General features: G+C 69.3%; 24 protein-coding genes and 1 tRNA gene. 12 read left to right on the top strand and 13 right to left on the bottom strand.

The window, feature by feature from the left end; genetic code table 11:
• Positions 1-130: 130 nt before the first annotated feature.
• From K6U06_RS12250 to K6U06_RS12240, 3 genes are read right to left on the bottom strand one after another with little or no spacing between them, the layout of a single operon-like run.
• The gene (locus K6U06_RS12250) at positions 131-2998 is read right to left on the bottom strand and encodes a molybdopterin-dependent oxidoreductase (protein ID WP_262322219.1); all 2868 of its coding nucleotides are present in this window, start codon (positions 2996-2998) and stop codon (positions 131-133) included.
• Between the two features lie 31 nt (positions 2999-3029).
• Positions 3030-4574 (bottom strand): 4Fe-4S dicluster domain-containing protein, encoded by a 1545-nt coding sequence (locus tag K6U06_RS12245; protein WP_262322218.1) that lies wholly within the window; start codon positions 4572-4574, stop codon positions 3030-3032.
• A 29-nt stretch (positions 4575-4603) separates the two neighbouring features.
• On the bottom strand, positions 4604-5974 hold the full coding sequence (locus tag K6U06_RS12240; protein ID WP_262322217.1) for an MBL fold metallo-hydrolase: 1371 nt from the start codon (positions 5972-5974) through the stop codon (positions 4604-4606).
• A gap of 271 nt (positions 5975-6245) precedes the next feature.
• On the opposite strand from K6U06_RS12240, the gene K6U06_RS12235 reads away from it, so the two are divergent.
• The gene (locus tag K6U06_RS12235) at positions 6246-7580 is read left to right on the top strand and encodes a chloride channel protein (RefSeq protein ID WP_262322216.1); all 1335 of its coding nucleotides are present in this window, start codon (positions 6246-6248) and stop codon (positions 7578-7580) included.
• On the opposite strand, the gene K6U06_RS12230 is transcribed toward K6U06_RS12235, so the two are convergent.
• The 4 genes from K6U06_RS12230 to K6U06_RS12215 all read right to left on the bottom strand — a co-directional run bounded on the left by K6U06_RS12230 (position 7563) and on the right by K6U06_RS12215 (position 10722).
• Positions 7563-8417 (bottom strand): GntR family transcriptional regulator, encoded by an 855-nt coding sequence (locus K6U06_RS12230; RefSeq protein WP_262322215.1) that lies wholly within the window; start codon positions 8415-8417, stop codon positions 7563-7565. The two genes, K6U06_RS12235 and K6U06_RS12230, sit on opposite strands and share 18 nt — an antisense overlap.
• 41 nt (positions 8418-8458) lie before the next feature.
• Positions 8459-9331, bottom strand: coding sequence for a cytochrome c oxidase assembly protein (locus K6U06_RS12225; RefSeq protein ID WP_262322214.1), 873 nt, complete (start codon positions 9329-9331; stop codon positions 8459-8461).
• Positions 9328-9825, bottom strand: coding sequence for a DUF2243 domain-containing protein (locus K6U06_RS12220; RefSeq protein ID WP_410051033.1), 498 nt, complete (start codon positions 9823-9825; stop codon positions 9328-9330). Before K6U06_RS12220 ends, K6U06_RS12225 begins: the two co-directional genes overlap by 4 nt.
• Positions 9826-9996: 171 nt before the next feature.
• On the bottom strand, positions 9997-10722 hold the full coding sequence (locus tag K6U06_RS12215) for a class I SAM-dependent methyltransferase (RefSeq protein WP_262322212.1): 726 nt from the start codon (positions 10720-10722) through the stop codon (positions 9997-9999).
• Positions 10723-10853: 131 nt separating this feature from the next.
• On the opposite strand from K6U06_RS12215, the gene K6U06_RS12210 reads away from it, so the two are divergent.
• Positions 10854-11117 carry a metal-sensitive transcriptional regulator gene (locus K6U06_RS12210; protein WP_262322211.1) on the top strand — a complete coding sequence of 88 codons (264 nt, stop codon included), beginning with the start codon at positions 10854-10856 and terminating at the stop codon, positions 11115-11117.
• A gap of 88 nt (positions 11118-11205) precedes the next feature.
• Positions 11206-11817 carry a class I SAM-dependent methyltransferase gene (locus K6U06_RS12205; RefSeq protein WP_262322210.1) on the top strand — a complete coding sequence of 204 codons (612 nt, stop codon included), beginning with the start codon at positions 11206-11208 and terminating at the stop codon, positions 11815-11817.
• 892 nt (positions 11818-12709) lie between these two features.
• Here K6U06_RS12205 and K6U06_RS12200 read toward each other — a convergent pair.
• A complete protein-coding gene (locus K6U06_RS12200) occupies positions 12710-13087 on the bottom strand; it encodes a WhiB family transcriptional regulator (RefSeq protein ID WP_316044716.1) in 378 nt (125 codons plus the stop codon).
• Positions 13088-13342: 255 nt separating this feature from the next.
• Positions 13343-13498 (bottom strand): hypothetical protein, encoded by a 156-nt coding sequence (locus tag K6U06_RS24700; RefSeq protein ID WP_410051032.1) that lies wholly within the window; start codon positions 13496-13498, stop codon positions 13343-13345.
• A 327-nt stretch (positions 13499-13825) separates the two neighbouring features.
• Here K6U06_RS24700 and K6U06_RS24695 point away from each other — a divergent pair, with 327 nt between their 5' ends.
• Positions 13826-14032 carry a hypothetical protein gene (locus tag K6U06_RS24695; RefSeq protein ID WP_410051031.1) on the top strand — a complete coding sequence of 69 codons (207 nt, stop codon included), beginning with the start codon at positions 13826-13828 and terminating at the stop codon, positions 14030-14032.
• Between the two features lie 324 nt (positions 14033-14356).
• Here the strand turns inward: K6U06_RS24695 and K6U06_RS12190 are convergent, their stop codons facing one another.
• Positions 14357-14959, bottom strand: coding sequence for a hemerythrin domain-containing protein (locus tag K6U06_RS12190; RefSeq protein WP_262322208.1), 603 nt, complete (start codon positions 14957-14959; stop codon positions 14357-14359).
• A gap of 685 nt (positions 14960-15644) precedes the next feature.
• On the opposite strand from K6U06_RS12190, the gene K6U06_RS12185 reads away from it, so the two are divergent.
• Genes K6U06_RS12185 through K6U06_RS12165 form a run of 5 tightly spaced genes read left to right on the top strand, consistent with a single transcriptional unit; the run spans position 15645 to position 18259 of the window.
• Positions 15645-16313: a class II aldolase/adducin family protein gene (locus tag K6U06_RS12185; protein ID WP_262322207.1), complete on the top strand. Its 669-nt coding sequence runs from the start codon at positions 15645-15647 to the stop codon at positions 16311-16313.
• On the top strand, positions 16310-16747 hold the full coding sequence (locus tag K6U06_RS12180; protein ID WP_262322206.1) for a carboxymuconolactone decarboxylase family protein: 438 nt from the start codon (positions 16310-16312) through the stop codon (positions 16745-16747). Before K6U06_RS12185 ends, K6U06_RS12180 begins: the two co-directional genes overlap by 4 nt.
• The gene (locus K6U06_RS12175) at positions 16744-17361 is read left to right on the top strand and encodes a class I SAM-dependent methyltransferase (RefSeq protein WP_262322205.1); all 618 of its coding nucleotides are present in this window, start codon (positions 16744-16746) and stop codon (positions 17359-17361) included. Before K6U06_RS12180 ends, K6U06_RS12175 begins: the two co-directional genes overlap by 4 nt.
• A 17-nt stretch (positions 17362-17378) precedes the next feature.
• A complete protein-coding gene (locus tag K6U06_RS12170) occupies positions 17379-17975 on the top strand; it encodes a MarR family winged helix-turn-helix transcriptional regulator (protein ID WP_262322204.1) in 597 nt (198 codons plus the stop codon).
• Positions 17976-18019: 44 nt separating this feature from the next.
• Positions 18020-18259 carry a rhodanese-like domain-containing protein gene (locus K6U06_RS12165; protein WP_262322203.1) on the top strand — a complete coding sequence of 80 codons (240 nt, stop codon included), beginning with the start codon at positions 18020-18022 and terminating at the stop codon, positions 18257-18259.
• A gap of 52 nt (positions 18260-18311) precedes the next feature.
• Here the strand turns inward: K6U06_RS12165 and K6U06_RS12160 are convergent, their stop codons facing one another.
• The 3 genes from K6U06_RS12160 to K6U06_RS12150 form a co-directional block, all read right to left on the bottom strand.
• Entirely contained in the window at positions 18312-18656 is a 345-nt protein-coding gene (locus K6U06_RS12160) for a DsrE family protein (protein ID WP_262322202.1), read from the bottom strand.
• Positions 18657-19013: 357 nt separating this feature from the next.
• Entirely contained in the window at positions 19014-19895 is an 882-nt protein-coding gene (locus K6U06_RS12155) for a class I SAM-dependent methyltransferase (protein WP_262322201.1), read from the bottom strand.
• A 502-nt stretch (positions 19896-20397) separates the two neighbouring features.
• Positions 20398-20474: transfer RNA gene (locus tag K6U06_RS12150), tRNA-Met, on the bottom strand.
• Positions 20475-20589: 115 nt separating this feature from the next.
• Here K6U06_RS12150 and K6U06_RS12145 point away from each other — a divergent pair.
• The 3 genes from K6U06_RS12145 (at position 20590) to K6U06_RS12135 (ending at position 24951) form a co-directional block, all read left to right on the top strand.
• Positions 20590-21870: an MFS transporter gene (locus K6U06_RS12145; protein ID WP_262322200.1), complete on the top strand. Its 1281-nt coding sequence runs from the start codon at positions 20590-20592 to the stop codon at positions 21868-21870.
• On the top strand, positions 21824-22756 hold the full coding sequence (locus K6U06_RS12140; protein WP_262322199.1) for a PaaI family thioesterase: 933 nt from the start codon (positions 21824-21826) through the stop codon (positions 22754-22756). The genes K6U06_RS12145 and K6U06_RS12140 overlap by 47 nt, the downstream gene beginning before the upstream one ends.
• Positions 22757-22839: 83 nt before the next feature.
• Complete coding sequence (locus tag K6U06_RS12135; protein ID WP_262322198.1) at positions 22840-24951, top strand: acyltransferase family protein; 2112 nt, start codon at positions 22840-22842, stop codon at positions 24949-24951.
• Positions 24952-24959: the final 8 nt, after the last annotated feature.

Genomic DNA, 24959 nt, shown 5'->3' with positions numbered 1-24959 from the left:
TCGGTGGCATTGCGTGCGGTGTGGATGTCCGCCGGGGGTCCGGGCAGGCGCGCCCTCACCCGGTCGCTCCGTGATCCCTCGGGGGTCACGCTGGCCGGTCGTCGCCGGCGAAGCACCCGGAAGGGATTTCTCACTGCGCGACCCGGTAGGCCCTGCGCTTGGGCTTGACCGGGCGCATCATGAACTCGGGACGGCGTTGGCCCTCGGGGCCGGTGGTGGAGCGGGTCATAGACAGCCATTCCTGGTAGACCTGGCGCGAGCGGCGCCGGTCGACGTACACGTCGCCGTAGTGGTCACCGGCTTGGGTGTGCTCGACGGTGACCTTCTGCAGCCAGCAGTTCATGCCCGACAGTGGGTCGGGTTGGACGGCGAAGGCGAGGTTCTGGTGGACGCCGGGGTCGGTCCAGTAGATTCGCTCGCTGTCGGGATCGTCGGAGGTGAACGGCTCGACGCCGCTGCGGTAGCGCAACAGCCAAGTGTCGGGGCCGTCGGGGTGGGTGAGGTCGACCTGACCGGTGACCCACCGGCTGCCGTCGGTGTCGTGGAGGCGCCAGCGACCCATGTGGTGGCTGAGGGCGCACACCCCCGGACGGATGGCTTCGGTCACCCAGACCCGGGCCACGAAGTAGCCGATGGTGGTGTTGATCCTCACCAGGCCTCCGGTGCCGACCTGGTGGCGTTGGGCGTCGTCGGGATGCAACCACAAGGGGTGGCTGTTGGCGATCTCGTTGAGGTACTTGGCATTGCCGGAGCGGGTGTGGATGAGGACCGGGAGGCGGAAGGTGGGCACCAACACGAGCTGGCCGGCCTCGAGGTCGATCTGGCGGCGGGAGATGTGCGACTCGATGTAGCCGGGGGCCGCGTACTCGGGCCAGCCCCAGTCGCGCATCGTGGCCGAGTAGATCTCCAACCGCCGCGAGGGGGTCGGGAAGCCGACGGTCACGGTGCCGTCGTCGTGGCGCACGCCGAGCGACCCGGCCTCGCCGATTAGCGGCGGCTCGTCGTCGAGGCCGACGGGGCGGCGCAGCACCCCGAGCTGATCGACCTGCGCGCCCTCGGTCTCGGCGCCGTCGAGGGTGCGTTCGTCGAGGCGGTAAGCGGCGTCACCGACCGCCACCGCCCCGAACTTGCGCATGTACTCGAGGCAGGTGAGGCCGGCCTCGGCTGCCCGTTCGGGCAACCCCGGCACCTGGTTCTCGAAGATCCAGCGGTAGTACTCGTCGACGGTGACCTTTTCACCGGGACGGTACGGCGACTCGAAGTGGCGGCGTATCCCCAAAGCCCCGTCGGGGTCGATCCGCCATGACAGGTCGAACCAGAACTCGTTCTCCTCCCACACCTCACCCGGGTTCGCGTCGCGGGTGTCGTCGACCGGGATCCCCAGCTTTTGCATGGCCACACGCCGTACCGGCTGGCGAAAGCTCAGCCACTTGCCGGCGTGGGTCTCGTAGGACATGGTGTCGTGGCGTTCGGGGGCGTGGCCCATCGGCAGCACGTAGTCAGCGAAGGTGGCGGTCTCCGACCAGGTGGGGGTGAGCGCCACGTGCAGGCCGACCTTGTCGGAATCGGTGAGGGCGTCGAGCCAAGTGAACCCGTCCGGGGCGGTCCAGATCGGGTTCCACACCCGGGAGAAGTACACCTCCAGCCTCCCGCGGCCCTCCTCCAGGAAGTGCGGCAGGAGGATCGACATCTCGTTGGTGGCCAGGGGGTACTCACCGGGCCACGTCAACTCGTTCCAATGGTCGTGGCCCTCGGGGATGGTGGGTCCCTTGGGGATGAACTTGTCCCATCCGTTGGGGCTGGTGCCACCGACGGTCCCGATGCTGCCGGTCAACGCCAGCAAGAACCACAGGGCTCGCGCCACCTGCCAACCGCCCAGATTGCCGGCACACGCCGAGCGCCACACGTGTGCGGAGAGGCGGTGGTCGGCCCCGGCGACGAGCCGGGCGAGCTCCTCGATGCGTTCGGGCTCGATCTGGGCTTCCGCGGCGGCGAACTCGAAGGTGTATTGCGAGTAGTCGGCTTCGAGCCGGTCGAGGAAGACGTCGAAGTCCACCGGGTCGTCGGGATGGAGGTTGGCCAGGTAATCCGACCAGTTGAACCAGCGGCGCATGTAGTCGGTGTCGATCTGGCGGGTGCGGAGCAGGAACGACGCCACAGACAGCAGCATGGCGGCCTCCGAACCCGGCCACGGCGACAGCCACAGGTCGGCGTGCGCGGCGGTGTTGGACAGGCGGGGGTCGACGACGACGAGCTTGGCGCCGTCGAGCTTGCCTTCCATGATCCGCTGGGCGTGCGGGTTGAAGTAGTGGCCGGTCTCGAGATGGCTCGACAGCAACAGGATCACCTTGGCGTTGGCGTGGTCGGGGCTGGGCCGGTCGTAGCCGGTCCACAGCGTCATCCCGAACCGGGCCCCCGAGGAGCACACGTTGGTGTGGCTGTTGTGCCCGTCCACACCCCACGCGGTGAGGAAGCGTTCGGCGAACCCGTCCTCGCCGGGGCGACCGACGTGGTACATCACCTCCTCGGGGCGGCCCTCGGTGATCGACCGACGGATCCGCCCGGCAATGTCGTCGAGCGCCTCGTCCCACGACACCCGCTCCCAGTTGCCCTCACCGCGGGCGCCGACGCGTCGCAGCGGATAAAGGATCCGCTCGGGATCGTCGATCTGGTTGACCGTCGCCGGCCCCTTGGCGCAGTTACGGCCACGGGAGCCCGGGTGGGCAGGGTTGCCTTCCAGCTTGCGGATCGACAGGTCGGACTTGTCGACGTAGGCCAGCAGGCCGCAGCCCGACTCACAGTTGAAGCAGGTGGTCGGCACCAGCATGTACTCGTGCGCCACCTTGCGGGGATGGGCCTTGGCGTCGTGCTCGACGTGGTGGTCCCAATCGCCGACCGGCGGGAAGTTGGCGAGCTGCTCGTGGCGGCGAGCCCCGGGGAGTGCCACCCCGGACGGGTCGGGCGCCACGACTGTCGGGCGCGGCTGGTTGGTGGGCACGTGGTCCCCTTTCACGACGACGGCGCTGGTTTCACGAGAGCGGCACGTCCTGTCCGGCCCGGACGAACACCGACTCGTAGGCGATCAGGGAGGCCTGGCCGAGGAGGCCGCCCAGCGCAGCACGGCGCAGATGGCGGCCCTTGATACCCGGCACCGCCAAGGTGGCCGCCAGGCCCCCGACACCGACCACCCCGGCCCAGAACAGCTTGCGGTAGCGACCATGGGTGATCATCCGCGCGGCGGCCGCGGCTTGCTTGGTCTCATGCCCGGTGCCGTACTCGAGGGCCAGCGAAGCAGTGTTGGCGGCTGACGCCGCCACGAAGGTCCCGGCGAGCATCCGGGTCACAGCCGGCGGCCCGCCGGTCACCGCCGACAGGGCCAGCAGTACGCCCGAGCCGCCCTGGACGGCCTGCACGACGAGGTGCGGCAGCAGCATCTTGGACTGCCAAAGGTCCCGGCCCTCGGCTTGGGCGAAGAGAAAGGCGGTGTAGCCGGCGGCGGCCACCGCAGTCGGGATCGCCGCCCAGCGCAGGGAGCCCACGACCCGGGCGAAACCGGCGGGTCCGAGGAGGCCAGCGGAGTCAGCCAGGGCAGCGGCCAACCACGTCCCCCCCACCGCTGAATAGCCGGCCAGGCACACCGAGCCCCAGAACAGCCACGAACTCGGGTTGGGCTTGGTGAAGATGTACAAGAACCGTTCGGGACGCTTGAGGTCCCAGACCAGCAGGCCGCCGGTGACGGCGGTGAAGCCCACGGCCACCGCCGGCGCGGCGAGGCGCAGCACCCCCATCGGGGGGATGCCTGCCAGGAGAGCCCCGGAGGTCACGAGGAGCGCCCCGGACCCGACCCCTTTGGTCCACAGGTAGGTGGTGACCCGCCAGCCCCAAGGGCGTGGGTGAGCGGTGTTGAGCGTCGTCTTGGCACCGCTGACCGCGTCAGGGGCAAACTCGGCGGCCACTGCCCGGCGTTGGGCGTCGGGCTCGGCCCACAGGTACGAGCCGTCCACGGGGGCCAGCGTCGGGTCGAGCACCGCCCGGTCGGCTCCGAGGTAGAAGACGTTGGGTCCGGTGTCCTGCTCCGGGGACCGGACCGCGGTGGGGTTGGTGGCCACCAGCCGGGCGACCCCGCTCGTCGGGTCGTCGAGGTCGCCGGCCCAGATGGAATGGGTAGGGCAGACCACCACGCACGCCGGCTCGAGGCCGTCGTCGACCCGATGGGCGCAGTAGTTGCACTTGGCCGCGGTGTGTGTGTCCTCGTCTATGTAGATCGCGTCGTACGGACAACCCTGCATGCAGCTCTTGCAGCCAATGCAACGATCCTTGTCAAAGTCGACGATCCCGTCGTCACGCTTGAACAGCGCCTGCGTGGGACAGATCTTGACGCACGGGGCGTCGGTGCAGTGGTTGCAACGCATCACCCCGAACGCACGGGTCGAGGCCGGCCACTCCCCCTTGTCGACGTACTTGACCCACGTGCGGAACTGCCCGACCGGTATCTGATGCTCGGTCTTGCACGCCACCGTGCACGCGTGACAGCCGATACATGTCCGCTGGTCAATTGCGAAGCCGTAACGCAAGAGTCCTCCCTCTTGGTCGCTCGGGTGGGCTAAGCGGCGCCGGTCGGGGAGGCTATCGGCAGGCCCACGTCCCTGGCCTGCTCCCAGTCGTCGTCGATCAGCACAGCCTGGCGGCCGGCCCGGTCCAGGATGGACGACGCGATCGAGGCCCGAAACCCGCTGGCGCAGTGCACCCACACCTCACCGTCAGGCACCTCGCCCACCCGGTCAGCCAACTCCCAGAACGGGATGTGGGCGGCACCGGCCAGGTGGCCCTCGCTCCACTCGTCGGGGCGGCGCACGTCCAAGACCACCACGCCGTCGCGGCCGTAGGTCTCGGCCAGGTCGGCGAACTTGGCCACCCGGTAGCGCGACGTGTGCCCGCCGGCCATCTCCTCGATGTCGCCCGCCGCGGCACCGGCCAGGTGGTCCACACCGATCCGGACGAGCTGGCGGCGCGCCGCAGCCACCTGCTCCCTGCTGTCGCCCACCAACGTCACCGGTGCATGCCAGGGCAGCGTCCAACCGAAGTAGGTGGCGAAGGGATCTCCGATCTCGATCGACACCGTCCCCGCCATGTGCAGCCGGGCGAACGCCTGTCGTTGGCGCAGGTCGACGACCCATTCGCCCGCGGCGACCCGTCGGCGCAGCTCCTCGGCGTCGACCTCCTGTGGCAGGGACAGGTCCGGCGCCTCCGGTCCGGCGGCGTTGAGCGCCCCCATGTGGACGTAGTAGCTCGGGTAGGCGCCCAAGCCGGCGAGGAGCTGTTGGACGAAGGCATCCTCGTCCTCGGTCACCAACGCCAGGTTTTGGGTGCGCTCCTGGCCGATCGTGGACGCGTCACCGCTGGTCTTGGTGGCCGAACAGAAGCTCCCGAACCCATGGGTGGGGTGAACCGACACCTCGTCGGGCAGCTCGGTGGCGAGACGCCGCACCGACCGGTACTGGGCCCGGGTCAGCTCGTCGGTGCGCTCGTCGGCGACCAGGTCCGTGCGCCCGACTGCCCCGAAGAGCATTGAGCCGCCCGTGAACACCGCCACCTGCCGCCCCCCGTCTTCGCCGACGACGTACGCCATGTGGTTGGGTGTGTGCCCGGGGGTATGCACTGGCGTGACCACTAACCGACCGGTAGCGATGCGGTCACCATCCCGAGCAGGCACCCGATCGAACGCAACCTGATCTCCCTCCGGCACTACATAAGCAGCGCCGAGCCGCTGCGCCAACGCCAGCCCCCCGGTCACGTAGTCGTTGTGCAGGTGCGTCTCCAACACGTGTGTGACGCGCACGCCGAGTGCTTCCGCCGCGTCGAGCACCCGGTCGATGTCGCGCTGAGGATCGATTACCACCGCCACCTCGGCGTCATGCACGAGGTAGCTGCGGTCCCCCAACGCCGGTGTCTCGATCGTCACGATCTCAGCCACGACACCACCTTTCGCCACTACCGTCACGCCGCCAGGGCCATGGCCCAGCCGGCTATGTGCGAATGTCAGTACTATAAAATCGCTTCGGTCCGCGTCTGTCAACCATCGATCGCACGAGCCAGGTGCGATCCGGCGGCTCGGGGCCGAGCCACCGGCCTGATCAGCACACCCAACCATGGACGACCCCACTAACCCACCCAGCTCCCGCCCCCGGCGACGGGCAGCACGACTGTGGTCCGGTGGCGCCCCGCCGCACCTCCGGCGCGTCCGGGTGCCCGCGCCTCTGGTACCTCGACGCCTGCCGTCGGGGCGCGGGGCCACTGAGCAGCCCAACAACACCGACGAGGGTGACGCCACCCTCACCCCCCGCTTCTGGTTGGCGCTGGCGATCACCGGGGTGGCGACAGGCCTTGCCGGGGACCTGATGATGGTGGTGCTCTTCGGCCTGGAGCACCTCGTGTTCGGAACAGGACCCGGTGACTTCCAGAACCACGTCGAGCGAGCCAGCGGTCTGCACCGGGTGGCGTCGCTCGCCGCTGCCGGGGCGTTTGCCGGTCCTGCCTGGTACCTGCTGCGCAAGTGGACCAAGGGCGAGCACTCAGAAGTGGACGAGGTGATCTGGACCGGCGACGGCCGCCTGTCGCCGCGGCGCAGCCTGCTGACCGGGCTGATCTCCGAGGTGGTCATCGGTATGGGCGCCTCGATCGGCAGGGAGGCCGCTCCCAAGCTGATGGGCGGCGTGTCCGGCAGCGTCGCGTCAGGATGGTTGGGGCTCAACACCGCGCAGCGACGTCTGCTGGTGGCCTGCGGAGCCGGCGCCGGGCTGGCCGCGGTGTACAACGTCCCCTTGGGTGGGGCGCTGTTCACCGCCGAGCTCCTGGTCGGCTCGGTTACCCTGCCCGTGGTCCTGCCGGCGGTGGGGTGCGCCTGGATCGCCACCGCCGTCGCCTGGCTCTATCTGCCACAGCACGCCACCTACCTCGACATCCCCAGCTACCACTTCACGACGTCGTTGTTCGTCTGGGCCCTCCTCGCTGCCCCGATAATCGGGCTGCTGGCCTCCGGTTACATCCGGCTCATCGGCTGGGTGTCGCACCATCGACTGAGCGGCCGAGCCGCCATAGCCGGTCCCCTCCTCGCCTTCTCGGTCCTCGGCGTCATCGGCATCGCCTACCCGGGCCTGTTCGGCAACGGCAAGGACATGGCCCACAGGGCATTTTTAGGCCAGGGCAGCCTGCTGGCCCTCTTCGCTCTGTTTGCCCTCAAGCCCCTGGTCACCGCTCTCTGCATCGGCGGGGGCGCGTCCGGAGGGCTGTTCACCCCGTTCATGAGCACCGGGGCGGTCTTTGGGGCCTTCACCGGGATCGCCTGGTCGATGCTGTGGCCAGGCGCTCCGGTCGGGGCCTTTGCCATCGTCGGCGGTGCCAGCATGCTCGGAGCTTCGATACAAGCACCCCTCGCCGGGCTCGTGCTGGTCCTCGAGCTGACCCACAGTGGCTTCCAGCTGATGGTGCCGATCATGGCCGCCACGTTCATCGCCACTGCCGTGGCGCGCCACGTCGACGGCTACTCCATCTATTCGGCCCGCCTACCCGCCCACCGCTGAACCTCGTCGGCCGCCCCGTCGCTGGGGAGGCGACTCGACCTCTGCGGTCGCGGCCGGCACAGGCTGCGAGCACGCTGCTGCCCGCCCTCCCGAGGGGGACTCGAAGGCGGCGTCGACCCGGCCACCGCCCCAGCGGGCGACGAAGCGGAACCGGTCCGCCCGGATCACGCCGTGGCGCCACTCCACGGCCAGGTTGCCCTGGCAGGCGAGCCGCTCGATCCCGTAGGCCGGGCTGCGGACCCGCATACCGAGCAGGGCCCGTTGCTCGGGCGTGGGCAACACCGGCGACACCCGCTCCCAGCCGGCATCGGGGCGCAGGCCGCAGCGGGCATCCATCTCTTGATAGAGGGCGGTGCGGTGGAAATCGGCGTCCAAGAGGGGGGAGGCCAGTTGTGCCGGCAACCACGAGCAGTCGAGCACCACCGGGTGCCCGTCGATCATGCGGACCCGCTCGAGGTAGACGAGCGGGTCCGCCGGCCCCCGACCCAGCATCGCCGCCGCCTCCGGATCCCGGCGGACCTCGAGGAAGCGGACCTGGCTCTCCTGGACGAAGCCTTGCTCCTCCGCCGACCTGTACAGGCTGTAGAGGGTGCCCATCTGCTGCTCGACCGGGCGTTGGCGCACGAAGGTGCCGCGCCCGCGACCCCGCTCGATCACGCCCTCTTGCTGCAGGCGTCGCAGCGCCTCGCGGACCGTCTGACGGCTAACCCGGTACTGCGACGTCAGCTCCACGTCACCAGGGAAACCCTCGGCGAACTCCCCTGCCGACAAACGACCGCGCAGGTCGTCGAGCACCTGGCTCCACAACGGCACAGCACTCCTGCGATCCACGCGCACGTCACAAGTATGCGCACCGGCGCTCGAGGTCGACCACCCACCTACTCCGGGAGCGGGCCGGCTCCAGCCTGCGGCTCATAAGGGCGCGGCCGATCGGTGCTGGCTGCCCCACGGACGCCTACCGCCTGCAGCTCTCGCTGCCTCCGCAGCTCACGTCCACCACGGCGATACCACTGGCCGAAGAACGCAACGATCACAGCCAGGTCGGCCGCATCCCCGCCGTACCACAGGATCTCCGCGCCAAGCCTCCAGTCACCGCTGGTACCGGTCACCCCCGGCTGGGCCAGGGCGCCGGCATGTACGTAGAGGTACAAAGCCAGGATGGCGTGCGCCGCGAGGGCCCCGGTCAACGCGACGAGCCGCACCCGCCATGATCCTCGGTTGTGGACCGGGTCGACACCCACCAGCGCCCAGGCGAACAGGCACCCCGCCAGGAGCATGTGGGCGTGCAAGGCGGCGTGGGCCAGTGGATGGCGCAGCGTGAAGCGGTAGATCCCGGTGAGGTACAGGGGGTACATGGCCCCGACCGACAGGACGGCCCCCACCGGCGCCCAGGACAACCATCCCACTGCGCGACTGCGCAGCACTCGGGTCACGAAACGACGCACCGCCGGCGTCGAGACCCGCAACAGCAGCGTGACCGGACCGGAGAGGGCAAGCAGGACCGGCGCGAGCACCCCGAGCAAGATGTGTTGCACGACATGCACCGGGAACTGCTCGTCTCGGGCCGCTAGCGGCGAGGCGACGGCGATGGCGACGCACAGCCATCCTCCAGCGAATGCTCCATCCCTTGCCAGCGGCCAGTGGCCACCTCGGCTCGCAAGGCGCACTCGCCCGGCTAGGTAGCCGGCCGCGGGGAGCGCAACTACGACGAGGCCAGTGGCGCCGGATTGCCAGCCCGCCGCCGAGCTCATCGATGCAGGTCGCCCGCTTGTCGCCCGGACGGCGCCCGGACAGCTCTCCGGTAGAGGACGAACCCGACGATTAGGATGATCGCCGCGATGACGTTCCAGGTGACGTCATAGGGCCACAGGGTCACGTGATAGCGGATCTGGTGGAGGTGCAGGATCTTGTGCTGGACGATCCCGTCGTAGAGCTCGAACCCGCCGTTGCCGAAACAGAATCCGGCCCACCACAAGGGCCGGTTGAAGGTGCCGCGACGTCGGAGGTCAGCGAAGAGGAACAGACCGGAGACGAGGCACAGGGTGCCCGCCAGGTGAAACAAGCCGTCGGACACCAGCCCTGCACTTTGGGAGCCTCCGTCCCAAAAGTGATGCCAATGAAGGATCTGATGGAACAGCGTCTCGTCCAAGAACGCGGCGGCGCCCACACCAACCAAGGCCCCTGAGCCGACCGGCCTCGACCTCCATGTCAGCTCGACGGCTCTCGAATCCCCGACTGTCGACACAACTCCTCCTCCTGTCCATGACGAGCGCCCGACGGACCCAGCTTGTTGAAGCATCGACCAGCCAGCGCGCTGGCCCCCGTAGCCGGCGCAGCGCCGGCACTGATACCCCGGCGCAGCGGCGAGCGAACCCGGCTGCCCCGCTGGCACCGACGACCGCCGTCCGCGCCGCTCTCAGCCCGTTGGGCGCCGTCCCCCGAAGATCGCGTGGTCGAGCTCTTTCCAGTAGGCGTCGACCCCTTCGTAACCGGCCCCTCGCAAGAAGCCCAGCTGAAGCGCCAGAGGGACTATGTGCCGTACGTGGTTGTCCCAGCGCTCCTGCTCGGCTGGCTCACGGTGGGCTCTCCTGGCCGCCGCCTCCGGATCGCGCTCGTCGACGACGCGCCGCCAGGCGGCCTCGACCGCCGGGTCGTCGGCCGCGACCGGGTCGTAGTTGAGGTACCACGCACCGGGCGCCAGGCGCTCCAGGATCTGTTCGAACAGTGCCTGTTTGCGCTCGTCGGGTAGGTGATGGACGCACAGCGAGCTGATCACAGCCTGCAAACCCCCGGTGATCTCAGCCGGCCAGCGACCAGCTTCAAGGTCGAACTCGACGTAGCGGTACCGCCCGTCGTACCCGACGAGGGCTCGGCTCCCCTCCTCCATCATCTGCGAGGAGTAGTCGGCGAGGACAGCCGTCGCCCCGGGGTAACGGTCGAGCACAGCACGAGCAGCGGCGCCTGTCCCGGCGCCGAGATCGACAAACTCGAAGGCATCCGCCTCCGAGAACGGCAACAGCTCGGCCAGCAACCGGCGCGGCCACACCCGCCCCCGCTCCCGCTCCTCGGCGGTCGCTACCCACTGGACGATGCCCGCATCGGACTTCCAGACGGCTGCATTGGACTCTGCGCTATCGGCCACCCTCCGACCCTAGGCGGGCGGCCACAGGCAGCGACATGCGCGCTCCCCTGTGACCCCCCGCCCGCCGCACCGGTCTCGCGTGGCCTCTCGTGGGCCTCGGTATACCCAGGGAGGTTGGGTACAGTGGGGGCGTGAAGATAGACGATGACATCGTCACCGACGTGCTCAAGCGGTTGCGTCGGATAGAAGGCCAAGTAGGCGGTCTGGCTCGCATGATCGAGGAGGGCCGCGACTGCGAGGACGTGGTCACCCAGCTGTGCGCTGCCAGCAAGGCTTTAGACCGCGCCGGCTTCAAGATCGTCGCTTCGGGGATGAAGCAGTGCCTGGCCCCGGATGGCGCGTTCTCCGAAGCCGACATCGCCAAGATGGAAAAGGTTTTCCTGTCCCTGGCCTGAGGCCGTGGCACCGGCCAGGGTCTTGTCGCACACTGGACGCCGTGGCCACCAAAACTCGAATGCGACCGGCCACCGAGGGGATTTGAGCGTGCGCTTCTACGACGACGTCGTACTCCCGCGGCTCGTCGACGTAGCCTTGGGTAAGCCCTTCGACGCGATCCGCGCCGAGGTGGCATCCGGGCTCAGCGGGAATGTCCTCGAGGTCGGTTTCGGCTCAGGCCGCAACGTCCCCCACTACCCGGCAGCGGTCACCGCAGTGCGCGCCGTCGACCCGGCGACGGCGGCCCGCAAGATCGCCGCCCGCCGCGTCGCGGCCAGCCCGATACCCGTCGAGTACATCGGCCTCGACGGCCAGGACCTCCCTCTCGACGACCAGTCCATGGACAGCGTCCTGGTGACCTGGACCCTCTGCACCATTCCTGACGTCGACCGCGCGCTCCTGGAGGTCCGCCGGGTGCTTCGCCCCGGCGGGAGCCTCCACTTCGTCGAGCACGGCCGCTCGGCTGATCGCAGGGTGGCGGCGTGGCAGGACCGCCTCACTCCGATCTGGGGAAAGGTTGCCGGCGGATGCCATCTCAACCGACCGATAGCCGAACTGATCGAGACGTCAGGCCTGGTCATCTCCGAACTCAACACCTACCAGACACCCGGGCCTGGCACCTTCGGATCTTTCTACCAAGGCATCGCCGCCAAGCGATGAGCCCCTTCGCCGCCCCCGCGAGGCGGCACCGTCAGCGTCGATGCGTCAGCGTCGGCCCAGCAGGCGGCGGAGCAAGGACCGGTCGCCCCTAGCCTCTTGGGGGTGGCCCGGGCAGCGCTGCGAAGTCGGGACCGCCATCATGACCTGGTCGACGTGTTGGCCGCAACCGGCCCAAGTCGTCTTCCCGCAAACCTTGCACGCCACTGATCGACACATACCCGGGCATCTCCCTCTAAGTGGTAGCGCACCGACTTTACCCCTACCCGTAGGGCTATCTAGGGTCGCTGCGGCACCCGGCGAGGTCCCCACTCTGGAGCGAACGCAACACCGCGGGTTGCGCACGAGGCCGACCGCGACGCACACGGTTCACCCGCGCACTGGGATCGACCTCCGCTCGGTCGCCCGCCTTACTGTCAGCCTCCGAGCTGATGGGGCTCACGTGAATAGCAGCGACCTGACCTCCTGCCAACACCTTTACGGTAAGTGGCGACCGGACAACCCCGAGCGACCAAACACGGAATGGTCCTTACACCTTCGAGTCGGCCGGTGCCGACAGCAGCTTGGTCACCGAGCGGTGCCGCGATCGGCGAAACGCGTGTCGTCCGCGCCTACTACCGACTCGTCCACCGGACCGTCAACTCGCCCGGGCAGCCGAGACTCTCCGCCGCCTGTGAAGGAGGCCGCCGAACAGCCCACGACCAGTGCGCCGGCACCGACCGCCGGGCCAGCGACCCAGGCTGCTCGTCCTCGCCGGGCGTCCTCGCCCGCACGGTCCATCAGCCGCTGCTCACCCGGCTCACCGGCGAGGCCACCCCCAACTGGCTGGCGCGGTTGGCAACCCCGTGGGACCACACGGCCCGACTCAGTCCTGTCGGGGACGTCGGGTGGCCTGTCATATTCCCTGGAAGGGCATTCGTTGACCATGGCGGGCCCGTCGGCGTATAGCCAGGCGTTCGGCCTCGTCGAGGCCGCCCCAGATTCCGTCAGTTTGGTTGGTTGCGAGGGCGTATTCGAGACACGCCGCGCGGACGGGACATGCGGCGCAGATCGCCTTTGCGGTATTGGCTTGGTCGGTGGCCGCTTTGTTGCTCCCGACCGGGAAGAACAGTTCTGTGTCGACGTGTCGGCACACGGCGCTTTCGGTCCATGACCGGGAACGGTCGAAGAGGCCGGATCGGAGTACCCGCAGCTGACCGAACGATCTCTGGGTCGCGTCGAGGTCCGAGAGCGGGACAGTGTTCAGTGCCGGGTCAGGTCGCACGGGCGTCATCTCGTCGGCTTTCAGGATGGGCTGGGTTGCGTTGGAAGATGGTGTAGAGCCAGATGAGAGATTGGACGAGGAGGACGGTCCCGGCTCCGGGCCTGATCAGGGTGGCGGTCAGCAGGTTGGCGGGCCTTGGGGTACTGGGCTGCGCCCCAGGCCCGCAGCACCGGGTGACGGCGACGGCGGCCGTGATTCGAGCGGTGAGGAACCGGCCGCGGTAGAGGAGCAGGAGGGAAGTGACGCCGGGGATGGCAGAGATGATCACGAGCAGCAGGCCGCGGTGGGCCAGACAGCGGTTGCAGCCTTGCGGAACGCGAAAGCGGAACCCCGCCCGATGACCCCGAACGCGACAAGCGTCAGCGGTATCCACAGGGTCGACGATCCCGCGCCGACCAGGCCCGGGAAGCAGGTCCACATGACGACCAGGATGAAGATGAGCCACCACGTGGTTGGCTTCCCAGACCGGTCCGGTGGGGTGCTCGATCAACCTACGCTGCCGGCCGCCGCGTTGCGGCCCGCCGGCGATGAGATCCCAGAACCCGGCGCCGAAGTCGGTGCCGCCGAACAGCGCGTACGCCGGACGCCTACCCACATGACCGCCGCCAGGATCGCGCCGGGGTGTGTCGGCGCTGGCTTCCCGCCGCGGCACGCCTGGAACGGGTCCGCCACCGACCCCCCAGTCGGCAGCGACCATCACCACCCACCACCGCATGGCCTCCTGAGACCACCAATCCGTGGGCGGCGATGTTCAACCCGGCCACGGGCCCGGAAACCACCCACATGATCCTTGCCGCCTTGATGGTTGCGGGGTTCGGTGTCGCCAGCGGTACGCCATGGCGATCCTGCGCGGACGGAACGACCGGTACCACCGTCTCGGCCTTCTCGTTCCCGCTCACCGGCGCTGCGATCGTTGTTCTCACACGCTGCGACTGTCACTCCTCGAGCGACTAGGCCGCTCAGAGTCTCCGCCACCGGGCTATCGCGAAGGCACACCTCGATCCCAAGGCCGTGGGCCACCCCTTCTATCTGCAGCCCCGGACCCATCTCGTCGAGCAGGTTGGCCACGTTCCGCAGCACCGCGGCATGCTTATCCGCCCCTGCTTCGCTCAAGTGGACGACCACCCCGTTTGCTCCCACTTCGTCCACGAGACCACCCTTCTGGCACTGACCACAGCGGGTCTAACCGGACGGCCCTGCCGCCGAAATTCCGACCGACATTGTACGGACATTCTAGGAGTCTGTCACGACAAGTAAACGTGACAGACGGCATGGCCATCAGGTTGTCGTGCGGCCGATGTCCGCTGAGCGGTCACGCACATTGTCGACGACCTCGGCAACTTTCCGCGTGACAGCGGCCACCGGACCGGTGTCGGGCAACGCAGGATGCGAATGGGTCAAGCGCCTGCGCTCATCGGAGACCATGGCCGCTCCCAACTCGTCGAGCTCCGCCGCTGACAACGCGTCTCGCAACGCCGGGAAGACCGCCGAGTTGCCTCCGCTGATGTGGGCATCGGTGATGTCGAGCAGGTCGGTGACCAGCGCAGGGACATCAGGGGAGTTAACCTTCCTCCGTTCGAGCAACGTCAAACAGCGCTCTACGCGGTCGTGCTCGTCAGTCATACGATCAGCCAACATCGAGCCGCCTTCGATCTGATCCTCCAATATAGGAATCAGGACCTGCTTCTCCATCGCCATGTGGTTCGCCAGGGCCTGCAGCAACTCCTTGAGAACCGCCGGGCGATCCTCGTCAGGGCTCGACACGCGCGCGAAGAGCGCCTGGAGTCGGTCGTGCTCGGTACCTAAAACGTCGATGGCGCTCTGGCCGCCACGAGGATCTTGGTGAGGTTCGTGCCGGTCGCTGGGATGGTCGTTGGTCACGAGGAGAGTTCTTCCCACGATGGGAGATCGACAACGCCAACACAAACCAATGTCTTCGACCCTCAACGCGCCAAAGTTGGCGTCCCCGTCTTTGGTCGGCGGGCGCCGAGCCGTACGCAACGACCGCTCGCCGAAGGACCAGGCATCGTCGGCGTGATCAGTTCCGCGCGAACGCGTCCTCGTCGGATTCGCTCCCGGGTCGCCCGAGTACAGCCCGACCGCTCGGCATTGTCGGGCGAGGCCTTCGAACAGCGCGAGATTGGAGGACCGCTTCCTCCGGTAGGAGTAGCTGGTGAGGTGGGTGGCTTTGGGGATGGCGGCGAGTCGAGCAGGTTCCCACGTTGCGGATCACTGCCTCGTGCTTGGCCTGCTTTCCTTCGTCCAGGTGGACCACCGCCCCGGCGCTACCGCCCCGGGCGGCGCTGCCGGTGCTCACCGGTGCCGTCTTCGGCTCATCCGCGCGTTCGGCTCCTCAGCGCAGCATCGGGCACATGTTTGCTCCGCACGCACAGGTATCGGCCCTGCCGTGCAGGTGCACTGCAGGACGCCTGGGTGGGCTGGCCGGCCTCATGTCCGGGGTCGTACCCACTTGGCGGGAGATACTCGTCCGCTGTGGGGCTGGCGTTCACGGGGGAACAATCGTAGACACCGCTACGTTGATCCCGTTGCGACGAAGGAGCCATTCATGATCACTCGATCCGATACCCCCAGCCCCGGCGAGGCGGTGGTCGCCGCCGCCCGCCATCTCTTCGCCTCCGACGTGATGTCCCATGCCGGCCACGCCAACCTGAGCGCCAGGCTGGATGCTGACCGCTTCGCCCTCACCACCACTGGGATGGTCCGCGACCTGCGCCCCGACCAGGTGGCGACGGTCAACGTGGACGGCGACGTCCTCGAGGGGGAACTCGCTCCCGAAAACGCCGAGATCGTCGCCATGCACGCCGTCATCTACCGTGCCCGGGCCGGGGTCGGCGGGATCATCCACACCCACTCCCCCTCCGCCACCGCGTTCGCCTTGGCCAACAAGGAGCTGCCGTGTCGGGCCGAGCCGCTGTTGCGCTTCGGCCAGGCCGAACCGGTCCCGGTCGTCGCCTGGGGACCCCGCGGTTCGGACGTCTCGGTCTGGGGGATCGAAGCCGCGCTCGGTGAGCACCCGACGACCTCCGCGGTGCTGCTGGCCAACCACGGCCTGCTGGCCTTCGGCGCTGATCCGATGGCCGCCGCCCGGCTCGTCGTCGCCATCGAAGAATCTGCCGAGGCCGAGCTCGCCGCCACCGGGATCGGCGGGGCGGTCGATTTTCCCTCTGGCGCCTTGGCGCAGGTACGCGCATCGATGGCCCGGGTCCGCTCGTGAGCGCGGATACTGCCGGCCGCGCCGAGTCCCTTCGGGACCGCTACCGGCAGGTCTTCGGCCACGTCCCGGCAGGAATCGACGAACGCCTCTCTGTGGCGGAGGCCACCGGACGACTCGGTGCCGTCGAGGCGATCGAGGCGCTGCGCCGGTCGCTGCTGGCGGAGAACCCGCTCGAGCCACGAGTCCAGCAGCTGGTCCACTTCGCCCAGCTCGTCGCCCTCGGCCGGGAGGGTCCCGCCCGCCTGCACGCCGGGGGGGCGCTTCGCGCCGGGGCCACGCTCACCGACCTAGTCGGCGTAGCCGAAACATCCCTCGTGACCTCCGGCATGCCCGCCTACGGTCTCGCCGTCGAGATCATCGCCGGCGTCAGCGGTGACGGGGCACCCAACGGTGACGGAACCGACGTTGCCCGAACCGACAGTGGTGGGCGGTGACGTCCGCCGGACAGATATGGGACCACCGATTCTCCGAAAAAGGCTGGCCGACCGACCCCGACCCCTACCTGGTGGAACTGGCCGAAGGCCAGCCGGTTGGCCGGGGCCTTGACCTCGGGGCGGGCCCCGGGCGCAACAGCCTGTGGCTCGCACAAAAGGGCTGGGACATGACCCTTCTCGACGCCTCAAGGGTCGGGCTCGACCAAGCCAGGGACGCAGCCGGCGCGCTCGGCCTCACCATCACCACGGTCTGTGCCGACCTTTTCGACTGGCGCCCCGAAGAGGCCAGTTTCAATCTCGTGATCGTGGCCAACATCCATCCGGACCAGGATGCCTTGGTCGCCGTTCTCGCCGGTGCCGCACTGGCGCTTCGCCCCGGTGGCCATCTCTACGTCGTCGGCCACCACGTCACCAGCCTCGGCCGTCAAGGGCCGCCTGACCCCGACCGGCTCCTCACTCCCGAACGGCTCCGTGATGCCCTGCCAACCGAGCTCAGGATCGAGGTGCTCGCCATCCGTGACCGCCGAGGTGGCCACGGCCAGGGCGCTAATGCGGCCACGGCCGACACGGTCGTGGTCGCCTGGGCCATCAAACCAGAGGCTCCGGGCGGCTAGCGGTGACGACCGCGCCGTTGACCGCCGCGAGCTCCGATCCAAGACGCCAGGAGGGGGAGGGGTTCGGGCTCGCCGGCGTCGGGTTCCTTCTCGGCGTCGCCCACCGGGCCCGCCGCCGCCAATGGGAGGGGCGCCTATCCGACCTCGGGCTCACCGCCCCTCAGGCAGCCATGCTCCGACTCGTCACGGCCGAGCCCGGCCAGGGCGTGCGCGGCCTCGGCCGCCGGCTTGGCACCGACGCGATGAACGCCCAGCGGATCGTCGAGACCCTCGTCGCGGGAGGGCTCTGCTCTGCCCGGCGAGATCCCGCCGACGCCAGAAGGCGGCCACTCTACCCCACCGATCGGGGAACGCAGCTCGCCGAGCGGGTCGCCGAGAGAGCCAGCGACGCCGAGCTTCACCTCGCCAACACCCTCGGAGCCGACACCTACCGATCGCTCACCAATGCGCTACGCGCCGTCATCGAACTCGACACGAAAACCGAAGGTCACCCCACCTCCGAAGTCTTCACAAGCCAGGAGAGCACTGAAGTGGAGCATGCCTTGAGAGGCAGCGCAGACTCGACGCAGCCGACATGTTCCCCAAGGAGCGGGAGAACCCAGAGGGCGTTATGAACGTGCGGGCTATCTCACCCGAACAAGCGTGGCAGGAGTGCGAGATGACCGGCCAGCCGATCCTTGACCTTCGCACCCGCGCCGAGCGGCGGAAATTCGGGTTCCCGCCGGGATCGGTGAAGGTCTCGTTCCTCTGGCACGCCACGGCGCCACGCCGCGACGCCATCTATCTCTGCCAGCACGCGGTGCGCAGCAAGCTCCCAGCATCTCGGGGTGCGAGGGAGATCGCTGGTGGCTTCGTCGCCTGGACCAGTAGTGGCCAGCCAGTCGAAGGGGTTGCCTGACCGGGTCTCGACTCGTTGCGCTCCGGGAGGACCGACGCCCCTGATCGGAGGATCAAAAACTGAGCACCGTGTAGCCCTGGCGGGCGTACTCCTCGACCTCTGCTCCGGCAGCGAGCAGCTCCAGCGGGCGCGTCGCAACCTCGGCGGCAAGGCCGTACTGCTCGACGTTGGCCGAGCATGCCTTCGCCCCGATGCCCGCGGCGCGAAGAGCGTCGAGATGCTCGTCGGCCGCCCCACTGGCCGCCAGCTTCACGCCCGGACCGAAGAACAGGACGCGCACGTCGGCGCCACGATTCACTTTCATCCGCGCCGCCATCACCAAGCCAGGAAGCGCCCGGGCCGGATCCTCACTCAAGATCAAGAAGGCCACCCGGGCCGGACTTGTTGTCGTGGTCATCGGTTTCGCTCCTCGGTAGGGACAAAAGACAGCTCTGTACTGCCCGCCGGCACATCCACGAACACTGGAAGCGGCCGGTCCGCAGACACCCCGGTCTGGTCGCGCTTCGCGCATAAAGGACCGCACTGGCCCCCCAGACGCGGCCAGGCTCCATGCCGACGGGACCACGCCAGCACCGCTACCACAGACACGGCAACGAAGACCCACGTCACTACCCCATCGTGCGAGGGGCTTGCGAAGAGGTAGGCGGCGGAGGTGGCCACCATCAGACGGGTGGCGATGCAAGACACGACATCACGGTAGTGGTTGGTGCCCTGGCCGGCCCTCACCACCACGATCCGGTCCGCGACAGTTCGCTCAGGTCCGGGCGGCGACAATCCATGCTGCGGCGTCCATGGCGAGACCGCTCATCGGATCGTCGGCGTCGACCCGGTACCCGGCGAGCGCCTCAGCAATTGTGGCGCGAACCTCGCTTTGGCGGGCCGGATCCGCGCCGAGGTAGCCAGGACGGGCCGGCCCCATGATCAGGCGCTGGTGGACCCAGTCTTCTACGGCCTGCCCCACGCCGAGGCGGAGCCGCTCCTGGTGAGCAGTGATCTCGACAGTACGAAACGCTGCCGCGTCAAGGACAGCCCTGATCCGCTCGGGATCGGCCAGCGAGAAGGGTCCCGGCGCGTCGTGCGGTGGCGGATCCACACCGAAGATCCGGGCGGCGGCCCGGTTAACGACCGCCATCCACGGGTTGGCAGAGGGAGCCTGCCAACAGGCGAACACCATCCGCCCGTCGGATCGTAGCGCCCGGCGCAGATTGGCGAAACCCGCCACCGGGTCCGAGAAGAACATCACCCCGAACCGGCTGAACGCCAGATCAACTGATCCAGACCCGAGATCGGCACTCTGCGCATCAGCGCGGCGGAACCGGACCTGTGGGGCTTCGCCCGCCGCAAGGCGCTCCTCGGCTCGGGCGAGCATCGCAGCACTCAGGTCCACGCCAAGCACCGTGCCGCCAGCTCCAACAGCCTCCGCCAGAGCGACCGCAGTCGAGCCGCATCCGCAGCCAACGTCGAGAACAGCCTCACCGTTTGCTGGCAGAGCCACAGCGAGGGCCACATCGCCAAAGGGCCCGGTGTGGCACTCGATATCCACCTCGGCTGCCACCCACAACGGGCCGGCCACGTCATTCCAGAACCGCTCTTGCTCCTCGTTGGCCGAAGCGCCAGCTGGCATGTTGATCGTCACAATGGGTCTCCTCGCAATGTACTCGCCGACCATCGACACCAGCCCTCAACGAAGGACACTACAAACCGCCGGGCGTCGACCCGCGCGGCGTGTAGTACCTCGACCTCCTGCCAAGGGCCGGCCACGGCGGAGTGCTGGCTCGGCGCTGAGCTTCTGGTCGCTTGCGGCGCCAGCGACGAACATCGAGCCGGCAAAAGCCCTCGATCACTGCTCAGCCCCACGATCAGCGGCCTCGAAACGCCGGCGACTCTGACTGCCTTTGATCAGAGCAGCCGCATGGCGCTGCGCAGGGCACGCCCTGTGCAGCGCTCGCTCGGCACCCACGTCGAGGCGCGAACCCGCAGCGTGCCGGCCCGCGCCTGCCCTGGCGCGCCGCCTTTTTGCCCTATGCAGAAGTTGAGTAGGACCCCACATACTCGCCCCATAAACGACAAGCCGCCGACCCAAAACTGCTGGTCAGCGGCTTGTGCGTATGCAGGAGGCGCCCAAAATCGGCAACCAATGGTGGCGGGGGTTGGATTTGAACCAACGACCTTCGGGTTATGAGCCCGACGAGCTACCAGACTGCTCCACCCCGCGGCGGTCCGTTCACCATACCAGACACTCTCACCGCTCCGGCAAGCCGGCCCGCGCCGGGCCGGCGGCGGGCGTTATTCGCCTGCGGTCAGTAAGGAGCCAACGGTACGATTGCCGCATGCACTTGCTTCGCCGGGCGGTCTTCGCGCGCCTGGTTTTCGGGAGCGCCCTCAACGCCATCGGCTCTTGGGCGGCGCTGATCGCACTGTGGGGCTTCGCCGCGGTCCACTTCCACGCCGGGGCCAACGGCATCGCGCTCATCGGGCTGGCGTGGTCCCTTCCGGGCGCGGTGCTGAGCCCCCTCGCTGGCGTCCCGGTCGATCGTTTCGGGCCGAAGCGGGTGCTGGTCGTGTCCGACCTCGTCGGGGTGGTGGCCGCGCTGGGTCTGGCCTTCGCCGCGTCCTTTCCCCAACTCCTGCTGCTCGCGTTGCTGATCGGCGTGGTGGCCGCAGCCGGCAAACCGGCGGCGCTGGCGTTGCCGGCCCGGCTGGTCGGCGACGAGGATCTGCTGGCCGCGAACAGCCTGCTCGGCGGGGCCGAGCAGTCAGCGCTGGTGATCGGACCGCTAGTGGGGTCGCTGGCCATCGGCCTGTGGGGTATCGGTGCTGCGTTCGTGTTCGACGCCGCGACCTTCGCGGTCGGCGCGCTGGCGCTCATCGGGGTACGCCTCCGGGAAGTGGCGGGCCGCGAAGCGGCGACGGCCGCCACGTCGGTCATCGGGGAACTCGTCGAAGGGCTGCGCTTGGCCCGCAGTATCGGCGAGGTGCGCCGGACGCTGGCGTTGGCCGGCGCCGTGTTCCTGTCTTGGGGAGCATTCTTCGTCATCGAGCCGCTCTACGTCCGCGACGTGCTGCACCGCTCACCGGCGGTCCTCGGATTGTTCCAGACGGTGTTCGGGGTCGGGCTGCTCGCCACCACCGCCCTTCTTCCCCGCGTCGGCGACCGGGTGGCGTCGGTGCGGATGCTGGCGATCTCGGTGGCGGTGTCGGGGGTGGCAGCCGCTCTCTACGTCGGGACCCGTTCCATCGCCGTCGCCATGGTCGGGGTGTTCCTGTGGGGCGTCGACGTGGCGTTCTTCCTGCCCCCGATGCAGACGCTGCTGCAGCGAGCCACCCCGGCCCGCGCTCACGGCCGGGTGATGTCTCTATCTTCGACCATGAGCTCGCTCGGCGACGTGGTCGCCATCCCCGTCGCCGGGCTGCTGGTCGCGGCCATGGGGGTGAGCCTCACCGGCGCCCTGGTCGGGGGGCTGGCGGTGCTGGCCGGGCTCGCCGGCGTGGCGGTCAGCAGGAACGGGAGGGGTGCCCCGCCGGTTGTCGCCGACGTCGACGCGCCCGATACCGTGCTCGCCGGTGAGCTCTCAGCCGGCGTCGCGCGCCCATCTGCCGCCCTCCCCTGAGGACCAGGGTCCAGCCGGCGTTCGAGGTCGCGCGGATGGGGGACGCAGCGGTTCAGGACCGGCGATCCTGGGTTCGCTGATCACCGAGTGGCCGGTGGAGCGAGGTCTCGGCGCAGTCGTCGAGCGGGTCGAGCCGGGAGCGGTGACGCTTGGCTGCGACCTGCTGCCCGGGCGCCTTGACCGCCACGGGCAGCCGATCATGGCCGTCTTGTCCTGCCTGGCCGACTGCGCCATCGGCGTCAGCGTGTTCTCCGCGTTCTCGACGCCGACTGGTGGGTCCACCGTCGAGATGCGCGTCGACCGCTCGGCCCCGCTCGGCCCGGGCGCGGCGGCGCTGCGAGTGGACGGGGTCCTCTCTCACCGGGTGGCCTCGAGCGGGGTCGGCCGGGCCGTGCTCACCGACGACACGGGGGTGGTGGTGGCCCACGCCATGGCGACGATGGCGGTCGTCGGCGCCAAGGCCTCCGCCGGCGGGGCCTCGGACCCGGGAGGCGGCCTGTTCGAGGCACCTTCCTCGCCGGCCGTCCGCTTCGATCCTGTCGCCCTGGACGGTCTCTCGGTGTGGGACAGCCGAGACCCGCTGACCGCGAACGTCCCCCTCGACGAGACGATGTCCAACCCGCGCCGGCAGGTCCACGGCGGCGTCCTGCTCGCCATCGCCGAGCGGGCGCAGCGGCGGGTGCACCCCGACGGGGCGTCGACGCTGAGCGCATCGATCGAGTACATCCGTCCGGTGCCGATCGCCGTTGAGACCGTCGAGTGCCGCAGCACGGTCGTCCGGCAGGGACGGCGGTTCTCGACGGTGCGCACCGACTTCGTGCGCCCCGACGGCAAGCTGGCCGCGGTGGCGACCAGCATCGCCATGGTCGCGCCCGCCGAGGCCTGATCCGCAGCGGCGGATCCGGCACCCTCACACATTTTTTACGAACTTCTCATACGGTGCACAAAGCGACGGGGTAAACACGAGGAGTGCGCGCCAGGCTCCCGGCGCTCGACGCCGTGCGAGTTCTCACGGTGCTCAGCGTCATCGTCGTCCACTCCCTGTCGATCCTGGTTCCCGAGGACGGAGGCCCGGCCGGTGCGCTGCTCAGCGTGTTCCACTCCAGCCGGGAGGTGTTCCTCCTCCTGAGCGCGTTGGTGCTCACCTACACCGCCGGCTCCGGCCCCGTAGACGCCGGCCGGTTCTGGCGGCGCCGGTTCCCGCTGATCGCGGCGCCTTACGTGGCGTGGTCGGTGATCTACCTCCTGACCGACGGCGATCTGCGCTCACCGGGGTACGCCCTGTCCCGGCTCGGCTTCGACCTGCTGACCGGGCACGCCCGCTACCACCTGTACTTCGTGCTGCTGACCTTCCAGCTGTACTTGGTGTTCCCGTGGCTGCTGCGCTGGGTACGGGCCCGCGAGGGCCGCCTCCTCCGGCTGGGCGCCGCCAGCCTGGCGCTCCAGGTGGCGTTCACCGCGGTGACCCGCTGGCATCTCGACGTGCCTCCGCCGCTGTCTTGGCTGTCGGCCCACCCCGGCTCCTGGCTGGCGTCGTACCAGCTCTACGTCATCGCCGGGATCGCCGCCGGCCTCCACATCCACGAGGTCACGCAGTGGTGCAGCCGTCACGTCCGGGCCCTCGCCGTTCTCGCCGGGGCGGTGGTCGGCGCGTCGCTGGCCTGGTACGGCGTGGACGTGAGGGTGTTGGGGACCAACCCGGTACAGGCGTCGGACGTGTTCCAGCCCGCGGTGGTCTTCGAGAGCCTGGCCCTCGCGGCGCTCGAGCTGGGCGCCTGCGAGCGTTGGACGGCCAGGGCGCGGCCCGCCGCGATGCGAGTGATCGGCACCGGCTCGGATCTTTCTTTCGGGATCTACCTCCTCCACCCGATGCTTCTGGAGTTGGCCATCCACCTGGGCGTCGCCGCCGCCCTGGCGGGGTTGGCGCCCGTCGCCGCGGTGGCGGCGGTGGTCCTCGTCGTCGCCCCCGCCCTCCTGGCCGCGGCCGCGGCCGCGACCGCGCTGCTGCGCCGGACACCGGCCAGCGTGATGTTGACGGGGCGTCGCCGGCGGGCGCAGCGTGGGGCCTCGCTGCCGGCGCTGCCGCGCACCGTGGCCTCTCTTACCCGGGCCACGGCGGTCCGGGCCGGCGCGGCGGTGGCCGTCGTGTCGGTCGTCGCGGCCGCGGCGCTTTGGACCGTGTCCCAGCGCCGCTCCGGAGCAACCACCCTGTCGGCGGAGAAGGCTGCGGCGAGCCGGCCGGTGGCCGGGCGGGTCGGCCTGGCCAACAGCAGCCGCACCGGGGCGGAGGTCTCGTGGGTGTCGGAGACGGTGGCGATGACCTACGACGGAGCGCCCCGCAGCTACCTGGTGTTCTTCCCCCGAGCGGCCAGCGGACCGCTCCCTTTGATCGTCGACCTAAGCGGCAGCGCCATCAGCGCCGCAGGCGACGCCCAGCGCATGGACTGGCCGGCAGTTACGACCGCCGCGGTGGTCGTGTTCCCGGCCGACACCGGCACCGGCACCGGCGCCACTTGGAACGCCGGGCATTGCTGCGGGTCGGCCGCCGCGTCCCACGTCGACGACGTCGGGTTCGTCGAAGCGGTCACCGCCAGGGTCCTCGCCACCGTCCCCGTCGCCGACCGGTCCCGCGTGTTCCTGGCCGGCTACTCCAACGGCGGCAAGCTGGCCCTCGAACTGGCCTGCGACGATCCGGCCCGCTGGAACGGCGTGGCGGTCTACGGCGCAACCGCGACGTCGGCGTGCCCGTCGCGTCCTGCGGTGTCCCTCCAGGTCAGCGCGTCGTCGGGCGACCCGGAGCTGACCATCGGACCGGCCGGGACGCCGCATACCGTTGACGGTTTCGTCGAGCCCACGATAACCGCGGAGGTGGCCTCGGCTCGGGCCGCCGCCCAGTGCGACCAGACCGGTTCGCTCACAAGCAGCGGCACCCTCCAAACCACCACGTGGTCGTGCGCGGCTGGGCGGAGGGTGGCCTTGGCTCTTTACGCCGGCGGAAGCCACTCCTGGCCGGAGACCGTCGGGGCGACACCGGGAGAGACCTCGCTGATGTGGCGGTGGTTCGTGGCCCTCGGCGCGTGACCGCCAGG

It is taken from the genome of Acidiferrimicrobium sp. IK (genome assembly GCF_025499425.1).
GTDB lineage: Bacteria > Actinomycetota > Acidimicrobiia > Acidimicrobiales > Palsa-688 > Acidiferrimicrobium.
Note: the sequence above shows the minus strand (reverse complement) of the source record. Positions and strands in the feature narration are given on the sequence as shown.

Excerpts from the sequence above, each read along its gene's own strand:
- K6U06_RS12225 (WP_262322214.1), bottom strand. The coding sequence starts at position 9,331 with ATGAGCTCGGCGGCGGGCTGGCAATCCGGCGCCACTGGCCTCGTCGTA.
- K6U06_RS12200 (WP_316044716.1), bottom strand. The coding sequence starts at position 13,087 with ATGACGCCCGTGCGACCTGACCCGGCACTGAACACTGTCCCGCTCTCG.
- K6U06_RS12145 (WP_262322200.1), top strand. The coding sequence starts at position 20,590 with ATGCACTTGCTTCGCCGGGCGGTCTTCGCGCGCCTGGTTTTCGGGAGC.
- K6U06_RS24695 (WP_410051031.1), top strand. The coding sequence starts at position 13,826 with ATGTTCAACCCGGCCACGGGCCCGGAAACCACCCACATGATCCTTGCC.
- K6U06_RS12185 (WP_262322207.1), top strand. The coding sequence starts at position 15,645 with ATGATCACTCGATCCGATACCCCCAGCCCCGGCGAGGCGGTGGTCGCC.
- K6U06_RS24700 (WP_410051032.1), bottom strand. The coding sequence starts at position 13,498 with ATGTGGACCTGCTTCCCGGGCCTGGTCGGCGCGGGATCGTCGACCCTG.
- K6U06_RS12165 (WP_262322203.1), top strand. The coding sequence starts at position 18,020 with ATGACCGGCCAGCCGATCCTTGACCTTCGCACCCGCGCCGAGCGGCGG.
- K6U06_RS12160 (WP_262322202.1), bottom strand. The coding sequence starts at position 18,656 with ATGACCACGACAACAAGTCCGGCCCGGGTGGCCTTCTTGATCTTGAGT.